Source organism: Nonomuraea diastatica (assembly GCF_004349015.1).
In the GTDB taxonomy this organism is placed as follows: domain Bacteria; phylum Actinomycetota; class Actinomycetes; order Streptosporangiales; family Streptosporangiaceae; genus Nonomuraea; species Nonomuraea diastatica.
Genome location: NZ_SMKP01000019.1, coordinates 65,955 through 85,259, shown reverse-complemented (window position 1 = coordinate 85,259; position 19,305 = coordinate 65,955). Strand labels below are relative to the sequence as shown.

The following is a 19,305-nucleotide window of genomic DNA, read 5'->3' as shown; positions in this document are numbered from 1 at the left end:
AAGAGACAGCACCCATGCTGTCCCGCCCAGAACCACGATGTCCATCCCGCCACCCAAGCACCGCGAGTGCCGGGAGCCCAGGAGGGTTCACCGACAGCGGATCCCGTTCGCTGTCAGCGCATGGAATGCGCGCCTGGTAGCCCGACGGGCGCACCAGCCCCCGTCTCGTATGCGTAGACGGCGGCCTGGGTGCGGTCGCGCTGTTCGTGGTCGCGTCCGGCCGCCCGGCGGTGCGGCGGGTCGCCTCGATGCCGCCCAGTTCGGGCATCCGCACGTCCATGAGCACCACAACGCCACCGCGTCGGCGTGCACGGGCCTCGGGACGGCCGTCCGGCCCGGGTGGATCATCCAGGGAAAGGTCAGGCTCTGCGGAAGATGGGTCATTCCCGTTCGCGCGCCGATGACCATGACAGCGATCGACGCCCGCCAGGCGGGCAGTGGGCGGGACATCGCCGGCACGAGGATCGCCGCCTGGACCATGGCGAGCAGCGGAACCGTCGGGTCGACGCCCTCTACCCCGGGGAACAGGCCCATGACCAGCGCGTAGAGGCTGACCAGGGCGTGCGGGAGGCGTCCCCGGTCAGGATGATCCAGCATGCAGGCGCTCCGCAACCGGCTCCGCGCGCGGCCGTCCCCGCTCGTGACCGTGGAACGCCGCGCAGCACACCAGCAGCGCCACCGCGAACACCGGCAGCCAGGCCACCCGGGCGAGCACCCAGTCCAGCCCGTCGGGGACGGTGTGCAGCCCGCTCAACGGCGTCGAGCCCGCGGCGAACAGGGCGACCGAGGCGACCGCGATCATCGCGGTCTGGTGCCACAGGAAGATCGTCATCGCCGCCAGGTTCGCCAGCGCCACCGCGGCCCAGGCAACGGGACGTCGCAGCAGCCGCCGCAGCGGGCCGAGCAGCAGCAGGGCCGCGCCGCTCTGGGCGATTCCGAAGGTGACGGCGGCCAGTGAGGGCGGGTCGAGGTTGGACAGTGGCGCCCCCGGCACGCCGACCATGGCGGCGGGGTACCCGCCCCAGCCGACGAGCGCGACGGCGGCGGCCCCGCCGCCGAGCAGCAGCCCCCACCCGGTCGCGCGCCCCTTCAGGCGGCCGCGGGCCCAGGCAGCCCCGAGGCAGTACGGCACCAGCCACCCTGCCGCCACGTTGACCCACCAGAGCGAGCCGCCCACGAGCCCGCCCGGCAGGCCCTCCGCGAGGCCGCCGAACCTGACCAGGTCGGCGCACGCCACCACGGCGAACGGCCAGGCCGGGTGCAGCCTCGACACCAGCGGGGTCGCCGCGGTCAGCGCCGCGAACACCAGCAGGAACCACATCGGCGCCAGCACGAGCTTGACCAGCGCCTGTACGCTCTCCAGCCGCGCCCCTGCGGCCAGCATCACCAAGGCCGCCCCTGCCCACACCGCCAGCACGACCACCGCCGGCCGGAACAACCGGACCACCCGCCCGGCGAGCCATCGCGCGTACGGCACGCCCTCCGCACGGGCACGGAGGTGGGAACGTGTCCCCACCAGCCCGCCCACCAGGAAGAAGACCGCCAGAGTCTGGAACGCCCACGACAGCGGCGCGAGTTGCGGCATGTGCCGCAGCGGGCTGGCGACCCGCACGGACCCGCTCTCCACGACCAGCGCGGTCACCATCCAGTGCCCGGCCACCACGCCGAGGATGGCCAGGGCGCGCAGGGCGTCGAGAGTGCGGTCGCGGCCGGCCGGGGTCGCGGCGTCGATCCGCGCGGGGAGGTCACGCGTTCGCGCGGGTGGTGCGGGCACGATCCGCGCGATGAGGTCACGCATGGCTGCCGGCCTGCCCGGACACGATCCGCGCGATGCTTGCCAGCGCCGTGGAACCGGGCGCCAGGTAGTCGCTGTGCCCGCCGCCGCCCGCCGCGAAGATCCGGGCGCCGAACCGGGGAGAGACGGGGTCGGCGCCCAGCCCCACCGTGACGAACGGTAACGCGACCGACGCGTGCGGCAGGCCCGCGACCCAGTCTCCCGCCGTGCGCCCCGCCCACACCGTGGCCGGGGTACGCAGCGCGGCGGCATCTTGCACGCCCGCGCCGGGGCTGCCGGTCATGACGATGCCGGCGACCTCCAGCCCCGGAGCGGCCAGGCCGCACACCGTGGAGCCGTAGGAGTGGCACACGAGCGTGACCCGGGCGCCCGGCCTGGCCGCGCGCAACTCCCGTACGAAGGCGCGCAGGCGGGGAGCGGCCTCGGCGGCGCGGTGGGGGGTCACCGCCTGGAGGCTCACGCTGCTCGGCGTGGGGTAGCCGAGCCAGGCGACCACCGCTGACCGGTCGCCGAGCGCGTCATGGAGGCGCAGCGAGCCGCCGCGCACCATCCCGTACCTGTCGAGGTCGATGCCGGCGCCCGGGACCATCACGGCGATCCGCTCGGCGGAGGCCAGGTTGCCGAAGACCTCCACGGTCCGGCCGCCGTCCCGGCCGTCGAAGGACAGGAACCGCCGGGCGGGATCGGCCATCTCCCGCAACCTGGCGGCCCGCCAGCGGTGGCCGTGCCGGGCCGCTGTCCGTTCTGCGGCCAGGATCTCCGCGCGGGCGGCCGCGTACCGCCCGGCGAGCCCGGACGGGGTCGCGGCGGACAGCGGCGCCACCGGGGCGGGCGCGGGTGCCGGAACCGCCCCCGGGCGGGTCACGCCGCTGATCGGCCCCGCCACCGAAGCGGTGACGAGCGTGGTGAGCAGGACGCGGCGCAGGCTGCCTCGCCGGCGGGTCGCCATGGGCGGTGATCCTTCCGTGCCGGAGACGTACTCGGGCCTCGAAGGTATGGATCACCGCGGGTAGCCGGCGTCCCGCTGTGGGGTGCACCTCCGGCGTAGCTCTGACGTATGACGGGGTGCAGACGCCGCGCGCGTGACGGTCAGCGCGACGGTGACAGCAGGGGCCGCTCCTTGCTCGGGACGCTCTGGCGGGTGGTGCCGTCCGGAAGGGTCTCCTCGAACGCGAACGGGAGCCCTGCCGCGATGGACGGGTGCGCGTTGTCCATGAGCTGGAAGTGCAGATGTGGCTCGCTGGAGTTGCCCGAGTTGCCGCACTGCCCGATCAGCTGCCCGGCCTCGACCCGCTCACCCTTGCGAACCAGGACCGAGCCGCGCTTGAGGTGGGCGAACGCGGCGTACACGCCGTCGCCGAGGTCGAGGATGACGTGGTTGCCGAGCACGCCGCTCGGGCCCGCCAGCTCGCGCGCGAAACCCTCGGCCATGGCGTAGACCAGCGCGGGCCAGGAGTTGCGGCTCAGGTGGTCGCGCCAGAAGTCCCGGGCGCGGACGACGGTGCCGGCGGCCGGGGCGTAGATCGGGCGGCCGAAGCCGGGGAACGTCTCGGGGCGGCTCATCACCGGCGCGCGCACCACGGCCTTCCACTCGGTGTTCTCGTCCGGCCAGTTCACCAGGTCCACCGCGTACGTCTGGCCGTAGGCGTGCAGGCCGTGGCTGGGCACCTTGTCGGCCGGGCTGTTGACCGCCAGCCAGCGTCCCTGCACGGGGCTGGCGACCGGGATCGGCCGGCGCTCGACGGAGCCCGTACGCAGGAAGATCGAGGCGAAGCCGGACAGGAACAGCACCAGGCCCACCACGCTGAGCCAGGAGACGCGGTGGACGACCTCGCCGATCGCCAGGAGAAAACCGATGATGATCACCGGGATACGGATCCGGGCGAGGATGATGGGGAACATGACGTCCTCTCGGTGGGGGGATCACCTCTGTGCCGCCGCGCGGGCGACGGCATGAGGATCTACCCACGTCGAGGGCACACAGTCGTGCGGGCCTACGGCGCCCGTCTGATGGCGGGCCCGGGATGGTGGGACCCGATGGCGGGACCCGATATGGGGACCGGATGGCGGGGGCCGAGTGGCGAAACTTGCCGGGACCTTGCCGGACCCCTTGCGGGAAACGCCGCGCCGGCCGCGCAGGACCACGGTGGAATGGGCGGTGTCGTGGTACGCGGGGAAGGCGAGGTGGCGGTATGGCCGGAGTGCTCGATCGGGTCCGCGCCGGCCGGGAGTCCGCCGGCCTGGCGCTGGTGGCCGACGCCGGCGCCGTGGTCGAGGCCGCGGCCGCCATGGCCGCGCGGTTCCGGCGGGGGAGCCGGCTGCTGACCTTCGGCCGGGGTGCGGCGGCGGCCGACGCGGCGCACGTGGCGGTGGAGTTCAGCCACCCGGTGATCGTCGGCAAGCCCGCGCTTCCCGCGCTCTGCCTGGGCGGCGAGCCCGGCCTGCTGCCGGTGCTGGGACGGCCGGGTGACATCGCCGTGGGCGTGCGCCCGGCCGCCGGCGACTTCGCCGCCGCTCGTGAGCTGGGCATGCTGACCGTCGCCCTGGTGCCAGGGGCGACCTGTGACACACGCGCGACGGCGGCGGGCACGACGGTGGGGTGTGTGACGGCGGGCGACTCGGTGGCGTGCATGGCGGCGGGCGCGGCGCTGGGGGGCGTGGCGGCGGGCGCGGTGGCAGGTGTCGCGGCCGATCATGTGCTGGCCGCGCACAGCGATGATGCGCTGATCGTGCGGGAGATCCACATCACGGTGTACCACCTGTTGTGGGAGCTGGCGCACGTGTTCCTGGAGCCAGAGGAGGGCACGTGACCGGTGTCGGCGGCGACCAGGCGGCGCCGTCCTGCGACTCGTGCGTGACGTGCGGCGACGTCGCCGTACGCGTGCGCGTCGCCGGTCTGCTGCCCGAAGGGCTGGCACTGGCCGCCACCGGCGCGGGCACGGAGGAGATCAGCGTGGCGCTGGTCGAGGCGCGCGTCGGCGACACCGTGCTGGTGCACGCGGGCGAGGCGATCGCCGTGGTGGAGAGGGCAGGCGCATGACCGAGACGATGTACCCGTTCCTGCGGCGCGACCCGCTGGACGTGCGGGCGTCCACCGAGGAGAAGGCCCGCGAGAGCCTGGAGCTGCGGCGGCGGGTGCTCGACGAGCTGATGGCGCCGCTGGCGGTGGCTGCGGCGGAGATGGCGGCCGCGTTCCGCGACGGCCGGCGGCTGTTCGCCTTCGGCAACGGCGGCAGCAGCACGGACGCGCAGTCGGTGGCCGATCTCTGCACCGCGCGCGGTCTGCCGGCGGTGTCGCTGACCGGCGACGCGGCGCTCGTGACGGCGCTGGGTAACGACGTCGGGTTCGACGTGGTGTTCGCCCGCCAGCTCGCCGCGCTTGGCGGCCCCGGCGACATCGCCTGCGCGCTGTCGACCAGCGGCGGCTCGGCGAACGTGCTGCGCGGCCTGGCCCAGGCCAGGAGCCAGGGCATGATGACCATCGGCTTCACCGGCGCGGGAGGCGGGCGCATGGCAGAGGAACGGCTGGCCGAGCACCTGTTCGCCATCCCGTCGTCGTCGGTGCACCGGATCCAGGAGGCGCAGGCGACGCTCTACCACGTGCTGGCCGAGCTGGTTTCAGCAGATGCGCGGTAGCGGATCGCCCACCAGCACGTCGACCACCCGGGTGCCGCCGAAGGCGGTGCGCAGCAACACCAGCCCCGGCGGGTCGGCGGCGACCGTCCCGACGATCGCGGCCTCGGCGCCCAGCGGGTGGGCGCGCAGCGTGTCGAGGGCCTCCACGGCGTGCTCGCCGTCGACCACGGCCACGAAGCGGCCCTCGCAGGCGACGTAGAGAGGGTCGAGGCCGAGCAGCTCGCACACTCCGGTCACTTCGGGGCGTACGGGGACCTGGTCCTCCTGCAGCACCACGGCCACCTCGGACGCGCGGGCCACCTCGTTGAGCACCGTGGCCACCCCGCCCCGGGTGGCGTCCCGCAGGGTCCTGACGTGCCTCGGCAGCGCCTTGATCAGCTCGGCGACGATGCCGTGCAGCGGCGCGGTGTCGGACGTGATCGCCGCCTCGATGCCGAAGTCGTCCCTGGCCAGCATGATGGCGGCGCCGTGCGCGCCGATCGGGCCCGACACGATGACCGCGTCCCCCGGCCGCGCGCCCGAGGCCGACAGCGTGACGGGCTGCTCGACCACGCCGACCCCGGCCGTGGTGATGTAGCAGCCGTCGGCCTTGCCGCGCTGGACGACCTTGGTGTCACCGGTGACGATCGTCACCTGCGCCTCCGCCGCGGCCGCCGCCATCGAGGAGGTGATGCGCCGCAGGTCGGCGACGGGGAAACCCTCCTCAAGGATGAAGCCCGCCGACAGGTGGACCGGGCGGGCCCCGCACATGGCCACATCGTTCACGGTGCCGTTGACGGCCAGGTCGCCGATGTCTCCGCCGGGGAAGAACAGTGGCGAGACCACGTACGAGTCCGTGGTGAAGGCCACGGGACCGTCCCCGAGCCGCACGAGCGCGCCGTCCTCCAGAGGGGCGAGCATCGGGTTGCGGAACGCCTCCAGGAAGACGGCCTCGATCAGGGTCTGGGTGGCCTTGCCCCCGGCGCCGTGGGCGAGCGTGATGCGCTCCTCCCTGACGACGGGCTTGCGCCGCCGCATCCGCTCGATGCGGTCGAGCACTTGCTGCTCGCGGGTCACGGCTGGCTCGCCTCCCTCGGCTCGCGCGCCGCCGCGCTGATCTGCTCGCGGCTGAACCGCCCGAAGTTGTAGTACGCGGCACACGCGCCCTCGGAGGAGACCATGCACGTCCCGATCGGCGTCTCCGGGGTGCAGGCGGTGCCGAACACCTTGCACTCCCACGGCTTGAGCACGCCTTTGAGCACCTCACCGCACTGGCACGACCTGGGGTCGGCGACACGGAGTCCGGGCAGGTCGAAGACCCGCTCGGCGTCGAAGGCGGCGTACTCGTCGGCCATGGCGAGGGCGGAGTGGGCGATGAAGCCGAGCCCGCGCCACTCGAAGTGCGGCCGCAGCCGCATGACCTGGCTCATGGCCGACAGCGCGATGCGGTTGCCGTCCCAGGGCACCACGCGGGCGTACTGGTTCTCCACCTCGCAACGGCCCTCGGCGAGCTGCCCGAGCAGCATGTGCACCGAGGCGAGGATGTCGAGCGGCTCGAAGCCGGCCACCACCAGCGGCTTGCGGTAGTCGCGGGCGATGAACGCGTACGGCCGGCAGCCGATCACCGCCGAGACGTGACCGGGGCCGATGAACCCGTCGAGGCGCAGGTCAGGAGAGTCGAGAATGGCCTTGATCGCCGGGATGATCATGACGTGGTTGCAGAAGACGGAGAAGTTGCCGAGACCCTCGGCCGCGGCCCGCAGCACGGTCATGGCGGTGGAGGGCGCGGTGGTCTCGAAGCCGATGGCCATGAACACGACCCGCCGGTCCGGGTTGGCCCGCGCGATCTTCAGCGCGTCCAGCGGGGAGTACACCATCCGGATGTCCGCCCCCGCGGCCTTGGCGTCCAGGAACGAACCCGACCCGCCCGGCACGCGCATCATGTCGCCGAACGACGTCATGATCACGTCCGGCCGGCGGGCGATGTGGATGGCGTCGTCCACCCGGCCCATCGGGATCACGCAGACCGGGCAGCCGGGGCCGTGCACGAGGTTCACCTCGGACGGCAGGTGATCCTCCAGGCCGTGCTTGTAGATGGTGTGGGTGTGCCCGCCGCACACCTCCATGAACGTGTACCGGCGTCCTGGCCGGCAGCTCCCGGCGATCCGCTCGGCCAGCGCCCGCGCCCGGCCCGCGTCGCGGTACTCATCGACGAACCGCATCGGTCCCCTCCGGTCCTCCCTGCTCACACCTCACGCGATGTCCGAGCCGCGCAGCGCGTCGAGCTCGTCCGCGTACGGCTGCCCGAGCCCCTGGAGGTAGTCGAACACCGCCTGCGCCTCCCGCTCGGAGATCTTCGACAGCGCGAACCCGACGTGCACGAGCACCCAGTCGCCGGGCCGCAGCCCCTCGTCGGCGAGCAGGCCGACGTTGACGCGCCGGCGCACGCCGCTCACGTCGACGACGGCCAGGTCCTCGTGCTCCTGGACGAACTCGACCAGCTCACCGGGGATGCCGAGACACATCGGCCGCCTCCTCGCCGAAGGTGACCGACTCCAGGACCAGCTCGTCGCCGCCGCTGAGATCGACGCCCTCGTCGCCGCACAGCGGGCAGGCCGCCAGCGGGTCGACCGACTCGGAGCGGCCGCCGCACGCGCGGCAGCCCACCGTCATCGGCGTGATGACCAGCTCCATCACGGCGTCCTGGACGCCGGTGCCGGACGCGGCGAGCGTGAAGGCCTGCCCGAAGGCGGCGTCCACGACGGCGTGGCGGGCGCCGACCCGTACCCGCGCGGCCGTGACCCGCCTGCCCGCCGCCCGCCGCTCGATCAGCTCGACCAGGCCCTCGCACATCCCGATCTCGTGCATGCCGCCTACATTCGTTTGATCTTCATGTATCGGTGGATCTCCGGCCATTGGTGGACGAAGATCGCCACCAGCCCGCCGAGCGCGAGCAGCTTCACCACGCGCTTCTTCCACATCTCACATCACCTCACCGTGGGAGCGGATCGCGGGAACCAGGCCCGGCGTTTTCCGCAATCATGTCCATAACCAGGGACTTCACGAGGCCGGCCGCCGCTCCGACCATGGCGCGCACCGGCTCGCTGAGCTCGAACAGCGCCTCGCCGGCGGTGACCGGCTCGCAGCAGACGACCCGCACCCGGGCGGGCAGGCGGCCCATCCGCCGGGCCAGCCGCAGGACGCTGACGGGATCCATGCCGTGTCCTTCCACGGGCCCTTCCGCGGGCGCCTCACCGTCGCCGGGCAGGTCGGGGTCGAGCACGGTGAGCGTGCCGGGGGCGTGGCCGCGTGGCGCCGCGTCCACGAAGATCACGGCCGTGTAGGCGCGCTGGAGCGCGTAGGCCAGGTCCATGCCGCGGATGCCGAAGTCGACGACGTCCGCTCCGGGGACGGCGGGCCCTTCGGCCAGGTGGCGGGCCACCTCGACGCCGAAGCCGTCGTCCCCGAGGAAGACGTTGCCGATGCCGGCGACCAAAATCCGGGCGCCGCCCGGCCGCCCCTCGTGCTCGCCCATCGGCTCGATCTCCTCGGCGGAGTAGAAGAACCGGTGCCCGGGCATCCTGGCCTCGCCCAGGTCGCGTCCGGGATCGTCGGCGAGCGTGACCGCGACGTGCAGGGCGCCCTCGTCGTCCTGCTCGACGCTCTCCACGACCGCCACCCGGCCGTCGAGGACGAGGTCGAAGACGTCGGTCCGGCTTCCCGGCCGCAGCCGGACCAGGCTGCCGGGGCCGACCGCCGTCCCGTCCACGATCACCGCGGCGGGGCCGCGCCCGGCCATCCGCGTCCAGAAGTCGTTCATTCCTGCGGCTCCGTCCTGCGCATGAGGCCGTGCAGGCGCACCAGGTCCTCTGGGGCGAGCGCGGTGCAGCGGTCGAGGATCGCGCGGGCGCGCGGGTCGCCGTCGCGGATCTCCTGCCGCTCCTGGTCGCTGAGCGCGAGCACGCTCAGCGTGAGCAGCTGGTCGATCTCGGTGTTGTCGAAGAGGTCGCCGGGGCTCTCAGGCGCGATCTCCGGGTGGTCGTACAGGATGATCGGCGAGGCCAGGACGGTGTGCCGGTCGCCGTGCGGTCCCGCGAGCACCGGCCAGGCGCCCTCGTTGCGGCACGCCTCGGCGTGTTCGCGCAGCTCCGGCGGCGGATCCATGAGCGAGACGAACCGGGCCCGCGGCCCGTGCAGCACGGTGTGCGCGGAGGCCAGCGTGCGGCGCAGCGCGTCGGCGCGGGTGCCCGGACCCCAGGGCGTGGTGTTGACCACCTCCACGGTGATCGTGAACAGGCCGGGCCGCAGCCGCCGGGCGCTCGCCTCGATCCGGCCGCGCAGCGCCTCCCAACTGCGCACCACCATCCCCGCCTGCCCGCCCGCCCCAGTAGGCGGCCCAGTAGACAGCCCAGTAGAAAGCCCAGCGGGCAGTTCGGTCGGCAGCCCGGTAGGCAGTTCGGTCGGCGGTCCGGTCGGCGGCTCGTGCAGCGGTTCGATCCGGCGTCCGGCGGGCAGGTCGATGGCCGTGACGGCCGGGCCGTGCACCAGCTCGTCCACGACGAGGCCGGGCATGGTCAGCTCGCGCTCCCGCGCCTCCTCCCCGGACCGGCGGCCGGGGCCGCCGGCGACCGGCTCGCGGGTGACGACGTGCAGGAACCGTACGCACACGTCGACGGTGTCGCCGGGCTCCGCTTCGACGAGGCATTCCGTACGCATCCGCCAGTGGTTGCCGTCGTGGGCCCGGCCGTACGCCTCCGGGTGCACGCCGCCGATCGTCCAGCGGTGCCGGTTCTTCAGCGACGACTCGCGGTACGGCCACAGCAGGTAGCCCTCGTAGAGCACGGCCTGGGCGATCTGGCGTACCTGGTCCGTCTGCGGGTGCATGCGCGGTCAGCCTCCGCTCGTTTCCAGTAGTGACCTGACCGTGTCGTCCCATCCGAGCAGGGTGTGCCGCACCCGGTGCGCGTACAGGCGGTCGAACGTGTCGTGCTCCAGCCGGATCCAGGCCGTGCGCGGGAAGTGGCGCTCCATGAGCTCCTTCCACGCCCGCACCGGCATGCGGTGGTCCGCTTCGGTGTCCCACGGCAGGCAGGCCGCCTGCAGGCGGCCGTCGTCGAGGTAGAAGACGGTGCCGGTGAACAGGAACCGCAGCGGGACCTCCCCGCCGGGCAGGCCGTGCAGGTAGGTGGCCGCGGCCACGTCGAAGTCGTAGGTGCACGGGACGGTGAGCGTCGCCGGGGCGCTGCCGGTGAAGGCGGGCACGTGGGTGACGGTCCGCGCCCACAGCAGGCTGGACACGTTGCGCCCCCACGTCTCGGGCGGGCCGAACAGCCCTTCGAGCCGCCTTCGCGCGTCCTCGTCGTAGTCGCGCTCGTCGGCGTCGATGCGTAGCTGCGTGGCCAGCGTGAGCGCGCGGACCGGCGCGTCGGCGTGCACGCGCAGCAGGAAGTCCAGGGCGGGCGCGGCGGCCGGAGCGGCCGGCTCGACGCCGTGGACCTCGATCCGCACGGCTGGTGCTGTCGGTGGCATCGTGATCAGGCGGGCGACAGGTTGGGCATGTCGGGGTCGATGGGATCGTGTTTGCGGGGATTGATGCCGGTCGAGCGCCGGGCCGTGGAGCGGCCGTCGGGCAGGTGACCCTCCTGCTTGTCGTGGTTGCCGCGGCTGTTGCCCTCCTTGACGCCCTTCACGTGCGAGGAGGCGTCGGGGTGCACGTCCGGGCGGCCCGTCCTGATCGGATGTTTCTTGCTCACGCTGGACTCCTGGTGTCGGTGGCCGGTACGGTGACGGACCGGTCGTCGAGGTCGGTGAAGAATCTGGCGACGTGCGCGCGCACGTCCTGGCCGCCGGTCAGCCCGCGCCAGCGGGCCCGGATCGTCCCGGCTAGCGCGTAACAGTCGTCCAGCGGCACGATCCACGCGCCGCGGTCGCGGTCGACGAGCAGGGCCTCCACGTCCTGGCGCAGCTCCGCGAGCACCGGGTTGTCCCGCACCAGCACGTCCCAGGCCGCCGGGTCGGCGGGCGCCCGCACCGCCCCCGCCGGGCTGGGGTAGAACTGGACGATCCCCCCGGAGGCCGAGTCGCGCACCAGGCACACCATGCGCACCGGGGCGCCCAGCCGCGCCCAGACCGGCTCGGGAAGGACGAAGCCGCTCAGCCGCCGGCGCTGGTCCGGCACCAGGACGTGGTGCCCGCCACCGGCCGCCACGTGGTCGAACAGCACCTGGCAGGCCCGGCACGCGCAGCGCAGCTCACGGGACGGCAACTCCAGCAGGTGGCGGTGCACGTCCGGCAGCGCCTCGCCGCACAGCTCGCACACCTGCGCCTGACGCGACGCCCCCCGCCCGCGCGCCTGCGCGGCGAGCCGGCGCAGCAGGCCGCTCACGGCGCCCGCGGGCCGGTGCGCACGGCCGGGCTCTCGGTTCACGGCGTTCGCGGGCCGGAGCGCGCGGCCAGGCTCTCGACCGGGATCAGCGGCGTCTCCTCGCGTTCGACCTCGATGTCGACGTGCTCGATCTCCGGGGCGGCGGCGCGTACCGCCTCCCGCAGGGCCGACGCCGCCGTGGCCGAAGAGCGGCAGCCGGCGGGCCGCACGCGCAGCCGTACCAGGTCGTCCTCGACGGCGAGCAACTCGGCTGAGCCGCTGATCGCCGCCTCCACGCGGGCCCGCACGTCCAGCGGATGCAGGTCGTGCAGCAGCAGGAGCGGCGCGACCGACTCGTCGGCGGCCAGCCGCGCCGCCTGCTCGTCCTCCAGGATCGCCATGACACGCGCCAGGCCCTCGCCGTACAGGCCGAGCAGCTCCTTGACGAGCTCGACCGCGTCAGGGCCGGCCCCGTCGAGCATGACCTCGATCCTCGCGATGCGATCGTCCATCCGCCCGCCCCTAACCGGAGAGACTCGCGCCGAAGGTGGGGGAGTGCACCTGTTTGAGCTCCTTGCCGCCGCCCAGGTACATGTGCACACCGCACGGCAGGCAGGGGTCGAAGCTGCGCACCGTACGCATGATGTCGATGCCCTTGAACGCGTCGGGCCCGTTCTCCTCGAAGATCGGCAACCCCTGCACGGCGTCCTCGTACGGTCCCGGCGTGCCGTACATGTCGCGCGGGCTGGCGTTCCACGGCGTCGGCGGGTACGGATGGTAGTTGGCGATCTTGCCGTCACGGATCACCATGTGGTGCGACAGCACGCCGCGCACCGCCTCGTGGAAGCCGCAGCCGATCGCGTCGTCCGGCACGTCGAAGTCGGTGAACACCTGCGTGCGGCCGGCCCGCACCTCGCCCAGCGCCTGCTCGAGGAAGTGCACCGCCATCGCCGCCGCGTACGCGACGAAGTACGCGCGGGCCCGGTTGCGTTCGATGGTGTTGGCCCAGCGCGGCACCTTCCACTCCAGCCGCATCTCCGGCAGGGAGCCGCTCTTGGGCAGATTGATCTCCACGCTCCGGCCCGTGGCGCGCACCGTGCCGGTGTCGACCAGGCCCGCGAGCGCCGTCGACCACAGCCGCGCCAGCGGGCCGCCGCCGGTGTCGAGCGCCAGGTGGTCGCCGGTGCGCTGGTCGTACCAGCGCGGGCTCATCACCCAGCTGTAGTTGCCGTGCTCAAGGTCGCGTTTCTGCGGCTTGGGCAGCGTCGTCTGGTTCCACGGGTGGCGCTGGTCCACCGGGTTGCCGAGCGGGTCGTGGGTGACGAACGTCTCCTCGGACTGCCAGTCGTCGTAATAGGAGCTGCCCAGCAGGATCCGGATGCCGAGGTTGATGTCCACCAGGTTGGTGGTCAGCAACTCGCCGTCCAGGACGATGCCCGGCGTGACGAACATCTTCCTGCCCCACGCGTTCATGGTCCGGTAGTCGTAGTCGACCACCGACGGATCCTGGAAGGAGCCCCAGCAGCCGAGCATCACCCGCCGGCGGCCGACCTCCTCGTAGCCGGGCAGCGCCTCGTAGAAGAAGTCGAACAGGTCGTCGTTCATCGGGACGGCCTTCTTCACGAAGTCGAGCACCCGCAGCAGCCGCACCAGGTAGTCGGTGAACACCTGGGGTGTCGCCACCGTGCCCACGCCGCCCGGGTAGAGCGTCGACGGGTGCACGTGCCGGCCCTCCATCAGGCAGCACATCTCCCTGGTCACCCTGCTGACCTGCAGCGCCTCCTTGTAGACCGCGCCGCTGAACGGGTTGAACGCGCGCATGATGTCGGCGATCGTCCGGAATCCGTGCACTCCGGCGTTCGGCGCCTCCGCGGTCTCCGCCCGGCGCAGCAGGCTGGGGTTGGTCTCCTTGACCATCTGCTCGCAGTAGTCGACGAAGACCAGGTTGTCCTGGAAGAGGGTGTGGTCGAACATGTACTCGGCGGCTTCGCCCAGGTTGATGATCCAGTCCGCCAGCGGCGGCGGCTTGACGCCGTACGCCATGTTCTGGGCGTAGATCGAGCAGACCGCGTGGTTGTCACCGCAGATGCCGCAGATCCGGCTCGTGATGAAGTGCGCGTCGCGCGGATCCTTGCCCTTCATGAACACGCTGTAGCCGCGGAACAACGACGAGGTGCTCTTGCACTCGACGACCTCGCGATTCTTGAAGTCGATCTTGGTGTAGACGCCCAGGTTGCCGATGATCCTGGTGATAGGGTCCCATGACATCTCCACCAGCTCACGGGACTCTTCCGCTTGCTGCCTGGCGCCCGTCGTACGGGTTGTCACCTCGCCACTCTCCCTCTAGCCGTTTCCCCAGCGTGGGTCGTACCCGCTCGTCAGCCTGCGGCGGTTGTGACGCCACTTCGGTTCCTTGTTGGCCGTGTTGTTCGTGATCGAGCGCATCTTGCGGATCAGCGAGCCGTACGCGCCGCTGAGTGCCGCCGACACCGATCCGCCGGGGGGTTCGTCCATGAACGGCATGAACTTGTCGGGGAAACCGGGCATGGTGCAGGCGATGCAGATGCCGCCCACGTTGGGGCAGCCGCCGACGCCGTCCATCCAGCCGCGCTTGGTGACGTTGCAGTTGACCACCGGGCCCCAGCAGCCGACGCGCACCAGGCACTTGGGAGAGTTGTAGTCGTGGGCGAAGTCGCCCTGCTCGTAATAGCCGCCCCGGTCGCAGCCCTCGTGCACGGTCTTGCCGAACAACCAGGTGGGCCGGAGCATCTCGTCGAGCGGGATGGTGGGGGCCATCCCCGCCGCCTGGTAGAGCAGCCAGGTCAGGGTCTCCATGAAGTTGTCCGGCTGCACGGGGCAGCCGGGCACGTTGACGATGGGCAGGCCGCCGGCCGAGCGGAAGTCCTTGCCGAGGTAGTCGGCCAGCCCCATGCAGCCGGTCGGGTTGCCGGCCATGGCGTGGATGCCGCCGTACGTGGCGCAGGTGCCGATGGCGACGACGGCCCAGGCCTTGGGAGCCAGCCGGTCGATCCACTCGTTCACCGTGATGGGCTCGCCGGTGGCCGGGTCGTTGCCCATGGACGTCCAGTAGCCGTCGCCGTTGATCTTCTCGTTGGGGATCGACCCCTCGACCACGAGGATGAACGGTCCGAGCTCGTCGTGATGGGCCTGGTGGAAGGCGGCCATGAAGGCGTCGCCCACCTCGGTCGCCAGGACCTTGTTGTGCAGGTGCACCTTGGGCAGCCCCGGCACGAGCCCCAGCAGGACGTCCTCCAGGCTCGGCAGGGACGCCGCGGTGACGGAGACGGTGTCGCCGTCGCAGCTCATCCCCTCCGAGGTCCACAGGATGTGAAGCTCGTCCAGGCCTGCCGGCGTCTGCGTGGTCGTCATGGCCCAAGCCCCTTTCGTGGCCGGATGCAGAGGCTCGGATCCGGTTGCCGCGGTGTGCCCGACCGGTAGCTCTACGTAGCGGACATACCGCCCCGATCGCCTGCCGAAACCTCGCTGACCTGCGCGGAGGCAGAATGTGCCCGGCCGGCCGCGTTTCCGCACGCCGAGATAGGTGAAGATCCTGCGGACGACTTCCGGGGCGGCCGAGAGGCTGGAGTTCCTGGGAATCCGACGCGTCAGAGGAGGGTACGGCGAGCTCTTCAACAGCGCCACCGGGCCGTGGTTTCAGGGCCTGCGCGGCCACATCTCCAACGGCGACGCCGCCGCGCTGACCAAGGCGCAGCAGGCCATCCAGAAGACCATTGACGAGGCGCGGTGACGATGGCGGACACGGCGATCACCACCGCGCCGGACTGATCAACGGAGCCCGCGGGGCGCTGACCCCTAGCCATGAGGACGTTCATGACACACGCCCGCCAGAGCGAACTTCCCCTCGGGCCATCCGCCCCGCCGGCTGGCTGCGCGACCAGCTCCTGCTGCAGGCCGAGGGCCAGACCGGGATGCTGGAGGAGATCTGGCCCGACGTGGGACCGGACAGCGGCTGGCTCGGCGGCGAGGGCGAGTCGTGGGAGCGGGGCCGTACTATCTCGGCGGCCTGGTGCCGCTGGCCTACACGCTCGGCTCGACCGAGTTGCAGGCCAAGGCGCGGAAGTGGATCGAGGCCATCCTCGGCGGCCAGCGTGCCGACGGGCAGTTCGGGCCCGAGCGCGACCTGGACTGGTGGCCGCGCATGGTGGCGCTCAAGGTGCTCACCCAGCACGCCGACGCGACCGGCGACGAGCGGGTGGCCCCGTTCCTGCGCCGGTATTTCGAGCACCAGCGTGCGGCGCTGCCCGGACGGCCGCTGAGCGGCTGGGGCGGGCGCGGGGGGCAGAGAACGTGTTGTCGATCATGTGGCTGCACGACCGCACGGGCGACGAGTGGCTGGGCGGGCGCGATCCCCATCACGGGGCGGAGACCTGCCAGGTGGTCGAGCTGATGTTCACGCTGGAGCAACCGGCGCGGATCTTCGGCGAGGGGCGGCACGGCGACCTGCTCGAACAGGTCACGTTCAACCTGCTGGCGGCGAGCAACGACCCGCGGATGCTGGCGCACCAGTATCATCAGCAGGCCAACCAGGTGCTCGTCTCGTTCGCCGCGCGTGACTGGAGCTTCAGCGGGCCCGACGCCAACGTCTTCGGCCTGGAGCCGCATTTCGGCTGCTGCACCGCCAACCTCCACCAGGGCTGGCCCAAGTTCGTGCGCTCGCTCTGGATGCGGGCGGGCGACCGCTTCAACGCCGTCGCGTACGCGCCGTGCCGGGTCTCCTCCGAGGTCGGCGGGAAGGCGATCACGCTCGACGTGGTCACCGACTATCCGTTCGGCGAGATCTGGCGACCGGTCCCCGGCCACCACGGCCCGGCCGAATGGGAGATCACCCCGCGGACCATGTGGAACTGCGGCGTGTCGCTCGACGCCCCCGAGTCCTGGCGCGTCGAACGACGGCCCGTCTCCCCGGTGCCCTTCGCCGCGGACGCCGCCCCCGTCGTGGTGCACGCGCAGGGCGCGATCCTGCGCGAGTGGAAACTCCCGACGGGTCGGCCGCCCGCCGCCGGTCAGCCCTGCACCCACCGGCATGCCGGTGCTGCCGATGCCTCTGCTCCCGTACGGCTCGGCCCGCCTGCGGGTGGCCGAGCTGCCGGTGATCTCCATCGCGGAGGGCGCGGCAGGCGAGTAGAGGGCGGCCGCCCCCGGCTATCGGAAGAGGTCGCGGGCGGCGGCGACGGCTGCCTGACCGAGGCTGATGCCGCCGTCGCCGGCCGGAACGCGCGCATGGGTGAGCACCCGGAACCCGGCGCACTCCAGCCGCTCCACCGTGCGCTCCGCCAGCAGCACGTTGTGGAAGACGCCACCGGACAACGCCACCGTCGTCAGCCCTGTCTCCTCGCGCAGCGCCATGCAGCAGCGCACGATGAGCTCGCGGACGCCGTTGTGGAAGCGGGCGGACACGACCGGCGGGCCGGCGCCCCTGGTCAGGTCCTCCAGCGCCGCCCGCACCAGGTCCGCGCCGGCGACCACGAGCACCCCGTCGTGCCGCGCGACGCCCGCCGGGTAGGCGCCCCGTTCCGCGGTGTCGGCGAGCTGCTCCAGCTCGATCGCGGCCTGCCCCTCGTACGTGATCGTGTCGCGCACGCCTGCCAGCGCCGCCACGGCGTCGAACAGGCGCCCGGCGCTCGAGGTCGGCGGCGCCGCCGACCCGCCGCGCCGAGCCAGCGCGGTCACGCTCTCCCACCGGGCCCCGGCACGCCGTGCCACGGCCGTCGCGCCCGCTGCGCCGTCCTCCAGCCCCGCCAGATAGGCGGCGGCCATCCGCCACGGCTGCCTGATCGCCACCTCGCCGCCCGGCATCGGAACGGGCGCCAGATGCCCGGCCCGCTCGAACGCGACCAGGTCGGCCAGGAGGAACTCGCCGCCCCACAACGTCCCGTCGGCGCCGTAGCCGAGGCCGTCGAACGCGACGCCGATCACCCGGCCGTGCTCGCCGTTGTCGGCCAGGCACGAGGCGATGTGCGCGTGGTGGTGCTGCACCGGGACCGGTTCGGCGTTCGGCAGGCTCAGGGCGTACCGGGTGGACGGGTAGTCCGGATGGAGGTCGTGCGCGACCACCTCGGGACGCACGCCGAGCAGGGCCGAGAAGTGCTCGATGCCCGCCGCGTACGCCCGCAGCGTCTCGTAGCCCTCCAGGTCGCCGAGGTGCGGGGAGACGACCGCGTGCCGCCCCCTCGCCAGGCAGAACGTGTTCTTCAGCGCCGCGCCGCAGCCGAGGACCGGCCGGGGCGCCTCCCACGCCAGCGGGAACGGGGCCGGGGCGTGGCCGCGCGAGCGCCGCAGGAGCGTGCCCCTGCCCCGGACCACGCGCGCCACCGAGTCGTCGGCCCGCAGGTGGATGGGCCGGTCGTGGGTCAGGAACGCGTCCGCCATGCCGCCGAGCCGGTCGCGGGCGGCGCGGTCGTCGTACTCGATCGGCTCGCCGGCGAGGTTCGCGCTCGTCAGCACGATGGGCGCGCCCGTCTCCGCGAGCAGCAGGTGGTGCAGCGGCGTGTACGGCAGCATCAGCCCGAGGAGGCGCCGCCCGGGGGCGACCGCGCCCGCCACGGCCCCGCGAACGTCCGTGCGGCGCGGCAGCAGCACGATGGGGCGCTCGCGGCCGGTCAGGAGTGCCTGCGCCACCGCGTCCACCTCGCACAACCGCCGGGCCTGCGGCAGGTCGGCCACCATGATGGCGAACGGCTTGTCCTGACGCCGCTTGCGCCGCCGCAGCTCCGCGGCGGCCCGCTCGTCGGAGGCCACGACCGCCAGGTGGTAGCCGCCGAGGCCCTTCACCGCCAGCACACCGCCTGCGCGCAGCACTCCGGCGGCGCCGGCTAGCGCGTCGCCGCCGGCCGTCGGGGTGTCCCGCGCGTACGCCAGCCTGAGCGTGGGGCCGCAGGCCGGGCAGCAGACGGGCTGGGCGTGGAAGCGCCGGTCGGCGGGGTCGTGGTACTCGGCCAGACAGGCGTCGCACATGGTGAAGCCCGCCATCGTCGTCAGCGGACGGTCGTACGGCAGGGCCCGGGTGATCGTCAGCCGTGGCCCGCAGTTGACGCAGTTGACGAAGGGGTAGCGGTAGCGCCGATCGGCGGGGTCGGCCAGCTCCGCCAGGCAGTCGGCGCACGTCGCGATGTCGGGCGAGACCAGCGTGCGCGGCGTGCCCGAGCGCTCGCTCGCCACGATCAGGAACCGGCCGTCACCCCCGGCGGCCGCCCGGCGGCCCGGGGTGATGGTCACGCGCTCGATCGCGGCCAGCGGGGGCGCGTCGCGTTCGAGCCGCGTCAGGAACTCGGCGATGCGGTCGCGCTCGCCGTCCAGTTCGACGAAGACGCCGCGGGCGTCGTTGCCGACCCGGCCCGTCAGCCCCAGCCGGGTGGCGAGCCCGTGCACGAACGGGCGGAACCCCACCCCCTGCACCACGCCCTCGACCTGGACCCGCACTCCCATCGGGCCAGTGTGCACCGGAAGGCGGCGGGATCCGGGCAGCCCCGCCGACACGTGTCCCGCTCAT

23 protein-coding genes are annotated in these 19,305 nt (G+C 72.8%); 5 read left to right on the top strand and 18 right to left on the bottom strand.

Annotated features, from left to right (window positions below; all coding sequences use genetic code 11):
• Nucleotides 1-580 precede the first annotated feature (580 nt).
• From E1294_RS09560 to E1294_RS09550, 3 genes are all read right to left on the bottom strand, one after another.
• Nucleotides 581-1,798 carry an acyltransferase family protein gene (locus tag E1294_RS09560; protein ID WP_132506904.1) on the bottom strand — a complete coding sequence of 406 codons (1,218 nt, stop codon included), beginning with the start codon at nt 1,796-1,798 and terminating at the stop codon, nt 581-583.
• The gene (locus E1294_RS09555; RefSeq protein ID WP_132506902.1) at nt 1,791-2,744 is read right to left on the bottom strand and encodes an alpha/beta hydrolase; all 954 of its coding nucleotides are present in this window, start codon (nt 2,742-2,744) and stop codon (nt 1,791-1,793) included. The genes E1294_RS09560 and E1294_RS09555 overlap by 8 nt, the downstream gene beginning before the upstream one ends.
• Before the next feature lie 140 nt (nt 2,745-2,884).
• A complete protein-coding gene (locus tag E1294_RS09550; protein WP_220447641.1) occupies nt 2,885-3,697 on the bottom strand; it encodes a M23 family metallopeptidase in 813 nt (270 codons plus the stop codon).
• A 290-nt stretch (nt 3,698-3,987) separates the two neighbouring features.
• Here E1294_RS09550 and E1294_RS09545 point away from each other — a divergent pair, with 290 nt between their 5' ends.
• From E1294_RS09545 to E1294_RS09535, 3 genes are read left to right on the top strand one after another with little or no spacing between them, the layout of a single operon-like run.
• Nucleotides 3,988-4,605, top strand: coding sequence for a phosphoheptose isomerase family protein (locus E1294_RS09545; protein WP_132506900.1), 618 nt, complete (start codon nt 3,988-3,990; stop codon nt 4,603-4,605).
• Nucleotides 4,602-4,835: a HypC/HybG/HupF family hydrogenase formation chaperone gene (locus E1294_RS09540; protein ID WP_181958476.1), complete on the top strand. Its 234-nt coding sequence runs from the start codon at nt 4,602-4,604 to the stop codon at nt 4,833-4,835. Before E1294_RS09545 ends, E1294_RS09540 begins: the two co-directional genes overlap by 4 nt.
• A complete protein-coding gene (locus E1294_RS09535) occupies nt 4,832-5,431 on the top strand; it encodes a D-sedoheptulose-7-phosphate isomerase (protein ID WP_132506896.1) in 600 nt (199 codons plus the stop codon). Before E1294_RS09540 ends, E1294_RS09535 begins: the two co-directional genes overlap by 4 nt.
• On the opposite strand, the gene hypE is transcribed toward E1294_RS09535, so the two are convergent.
• The 13 genes from hypE to E1294_RS09475 are packed head-to-tail and all read right to left on the bottom strand — an operon-like array spanning nt 5,414 to nt 15,164.
• Entirely contained in the window at nt 5,414-6,487 is a 1,074-nt protein-coding gene (gene hypE / locus E1294_RS09530) for a hydrogenase expression/formation protein HypE (protein ID WP_246082903.1), read from the bottom strand. The genes E1294_RS09535 and hypE overlap by 18 nt on opposite strands.
• Nucleotides 6,484-7,632 carry a hydrogenase formation protein HypD gene (gene hypD / locus E1294_RS09525; protein ID WP_132506894.1) on the bottom strand — a complete coding sequence of 383 codons (1,149 nt, stop codon included), beginning with the start codon at nt 7,630-7,632 and terminating at the stop codon, nt 6,484-6,486. The genes hypE and hypD overlap by 4 nt, the downstream gene beginning before the upstream one ends.
• A gap of 30 nt (nt 7,633-7,662) precedes the next feature.
• Nucleotides 7,663-7,935, bottom strand: a complete 273-nt coding sequence (locus E1294_RS09520) for a HypC/HybG/HupF family hydrogenase formation chaperone (RefSeq protein WP_132506892.1) — start codon at nt 7,933-7,935, stop codon at nt 7,663-7,665.
• Complete coding sequence (locus tag E1294_RS09515) at nt 7,913-8,278, bottom strand: hydrogenase maturation nickel metallochaperone HypA/HybF (protein WP_165977193.1); 366 nt, start codon at nt 8,276-8,278, stop codon at nt 7,913-7,915. Before E1294_RS09515 ends, E1294_RS09520 begins: the two co-directional genes overlap by 23 nt.
• Nucleotides 8,279-8,283: 5 nt before the next feature.
• Nucleotides 8,284-8,391 carry a DUF6893 family small protein gene (locus E1294_RS57965; protein ID WP_425465198.1) on the bottom strand — a complete coding sequence of 36 codons (108 nt, stop codon included), beginning with the start codon at nt 8,389-8,391 and terminating at the stop codon, nt 8,284-8,286.
• Nucleotides 8,392-8,402: 11 nt separating this feature from the next.
• Nucleotides 8,403-9,230 carry a hydrogenase maturation protease gene (locus E1294_RS09510; protein WP_220447640.1) on the bottom strand — a complete coding sequence of 276 codons (828 nt, stop codon included), beginning with the start codon at nt 9,228-9,230 and terminating at the stop codon, nt 8,403-8,405.
• The gene (locus E1294_RS09505) at nt 9,227-10,294 is read right to left on the bottom strand and encodes a hypothetical protein (protein ID WP_132506888.1); all 1,068 of its coding nucleotides are present in this window, start codon (nt 10,292-10,294) and stop codon (nt 9,227-9,229) included. The genes E1294_RS09510 and E1294_RS09505 overlap by 4 nt, the downstream gene beginning before the upstream one ends.
• Nucleotides 10,295-10,300: 6 nt before the next feature.
• Nucleotides 10,301-10,918 (bottom strand): DUF6084 family protein, encoded by a 618-nt coding sequence (locus E1294_RS09500; RefSeq protein WP_132506886.1) that lies wholly within the window; start codon nt 10,916-10,918, stop codon nt 10,301-10,303.
• A 26-nt stretch (nt 10,919-10,944) separates the two neighbouring features.
• Nucleotides 10,945-11,163, bottom strand: a complete 219-nt coding sequence (locus E1294_RS09495; protein ID WP_132506884.1) for a hypothetical protein — start codon at nt 11,161-11,163, stop codon at nt 10,945-10,947.
• Complete coding sequence (locus tag E1294_RS09490) at nt 11,160-11,837, bottom strand: DUF5947 family protein (RefSeq protein ID WP_132506882.1); 678 nt, start codon at nt 11,835-11,837, stop codon at nt 11,160-11,162. Before E1294_RS09490 ends, E1294_RS09495 begins: the two co-directional genes overlap by 4 nt.
• On the bottom strand, nt 11,834-12,286 hold the full coding sequence (locus E1294_RS09485; protein ID WP_132506880.1) for a NifU family protein: 453 nt from the start codon (nt 12,284-12,286) through the stop codon (nt 11,834-11,836). The genes E1294_RS09490 and E1294_RS09485 overlap by 4 nt, the downstream gene beginning before the upstream one ends.
• A 10-nt stretch (nt 12,287-12,296) precedes the next feature.
• Entirely contained in the window at nt 12,297-14,102 is a 1,806-nt protein-coding gene (locus tag E1294_RS09480; RefSeq protein ID WP_246082902.1) for a nickel-dependent hydrogenase large subunit, read from the bottom strand.
• A 15-nt stretch (nt 14,103-14,117) separates the two neighbouring features.
• Nucleotides 14,118-15,164: an NADH-quinone oxidoreductase subunit B family protein gene (locus E1294_RS09475; protein ID WP_132506878.1), complete on the bottom strand. Its 1,047-nt coding sequence runs from the start codon at nt 15,162-15,164 to the stop codon at nt 14,118-14,120.
• 172 nt (nt 15,165-15,336) lie between these two features.
• Here E1294_RS09475 and E1294_RS09470 point away from each other — a divergent pair, with 172 nt between their 5' ends.
• Nucleotides 15,337-15,543 (top strand): hypothetical protein, encoded by a 207-nt coding sequence (locus tag E1294_RS09470; protein ID WP_132506876.1) that lies wholly within the window; start codon nt 15,337-15,339, stop codon nt 15,541-15,543.
• Between the two features lie 246 nt (nt 15,544-15,789).
• A complete protein-coding gene (locus E1294_RS55615) occupies nt 15,790-16,203 on the top strand; it encodes a hypothetical protein (RefSeq protein ID WP_246082901.1) in 414 nt (137 codons plus the stop codon).
• A gap of 124 nt (nt 16,204-16,327) precedes the next feature.
• Here E1294_RS55615 and E1294_RS55610 read toward each other — a convergent pair whose 3' ends face one another.
• Both E1294_RS55610 and hypF read right to left on the bottom strand, forming a co-directional pair.
• Nucleotides 16,328-16,573, bottom strand: a complete 246-nt coding sequence (locus E1294_RS55610) for a hypothetical protein (RefSeq protein WP_246082900.1) — start codon at nt 16,571-16,573, stop codon at nt 16,328-16,330.
• Between the two features lie 385 nt (nt 16,574-16,958).
• Complete coding sequence (gene hypF, locus E1294_RS09460) at nt 16,959-19,241, bottom strand: carbamoyltransferase HypF (RefSeq protein ID WP_181958475.1); 2,283 nt, start codon at nt 19,239-19,241, stop codon at nt 16,959-16,961.
• Nucleotides 19,242-19,305 lie beyond the last annotated feature (64 nt).

Bases quoted from the DNA above. Each gene is read 5' to 3' on its own strand.
- E1294_RS09535 (WP_132506896.1), top strand. From the start codon at position 4,832: ATGACCGAGACGATGTACCCGTTCCTGCGGCGCGACCCGCTGGACGTG.
- E1294_RS09555 (WP_132506902.1), bottom strand. From the start codon at position 2,744: ATGGCGACCCGCCGGCGAGGCAGCCTGCGCCGCGTCCTGCTCACCACG.
- E1294_RS09515 (WP_165977193.1), bottom strand. From the start codon at position 8,278: ATGCACGAGATCGGGATGTGCGAGGGCCTGGTCGAGCTGATCGAGCGG.
- E1294_RS09485 (WP_132506880.1), bottom strand. From the start codon at position 12,286: ATGGACGATCGCATCGCGAGGATCGAGGTCATGCTCGACGGGGCCGGC.
- hypD (WP_132506894.1), bottom strand. From the start codon at position 7,632: ATGCGGTTCGTCGATGAGTACCGCGACGCGGGCCGGGCGCGGGCGCTG.
- E1294_RS09520 (WP_132506892.1), bottom strand. From the start codon at position 7,935: ATGTGTCTCGGCATCCCCGGTGAGCTGGTCGAGTTCGTCCAGGAGCAC.
- E1294_RS09475 (WP_132506878.1), bottom strand. From the start codon at position 15,164: ATGACGACCACGCAGACGCCGGCAGGCCTGGACGAGCTTCACATCCTG.
- E1294_RS09505 (WP_132506888.1), bottom strand. From the start codon at position 10,294: ATGCACCCGCAGACGGACCAGGTACGCCAGATCGCCCAGGCCGTGCTC.
- E1294_RS09510 (WP_220447640.1), bottom strand. From the start codon at position 9,230: ATGAACGACTTCTGGACGCGGATGGCCGGGCGCGGCCCCGCCGCGGTG.
- hypF (WP_181958475.1), bottom strand. From the start codon at position 19,241: ATGGGAGTGCGGGTCCAGGTCGAGGGCGTGGTGCAGGGGGTGGGGTTC.
- E1294_RS57965 (WP_425465198.1), bottom strand. From the start codon at position 8,391: ATGTGGAAGAAGCGCGTGGTGAAGCTGCTCGCGCTCGGCGGGCTGGTG.
- E1294_RS09545 (WP_132506900.1), top strand. From the start codon at position 3,988: ATGGCCGGAGTGCTCGATCGGGTCCGCGCCGGCCGGGAGTCCGCCGGC.
- E1294_RS09550 (WP_220447641.1), bottom strand. From the start codon at position 3,697: ATGTTCCCCATCATCCTCGCCCGGATCCGTATCCCGGTGATCATCATC.
- E1294_RS09560 (WP_132506904.1), bottom strand. From the start codon at position 1,798: ATGCGTGACCTCATCGCGCGGATCGTGCCCGCACCACCCGCGCGAACG.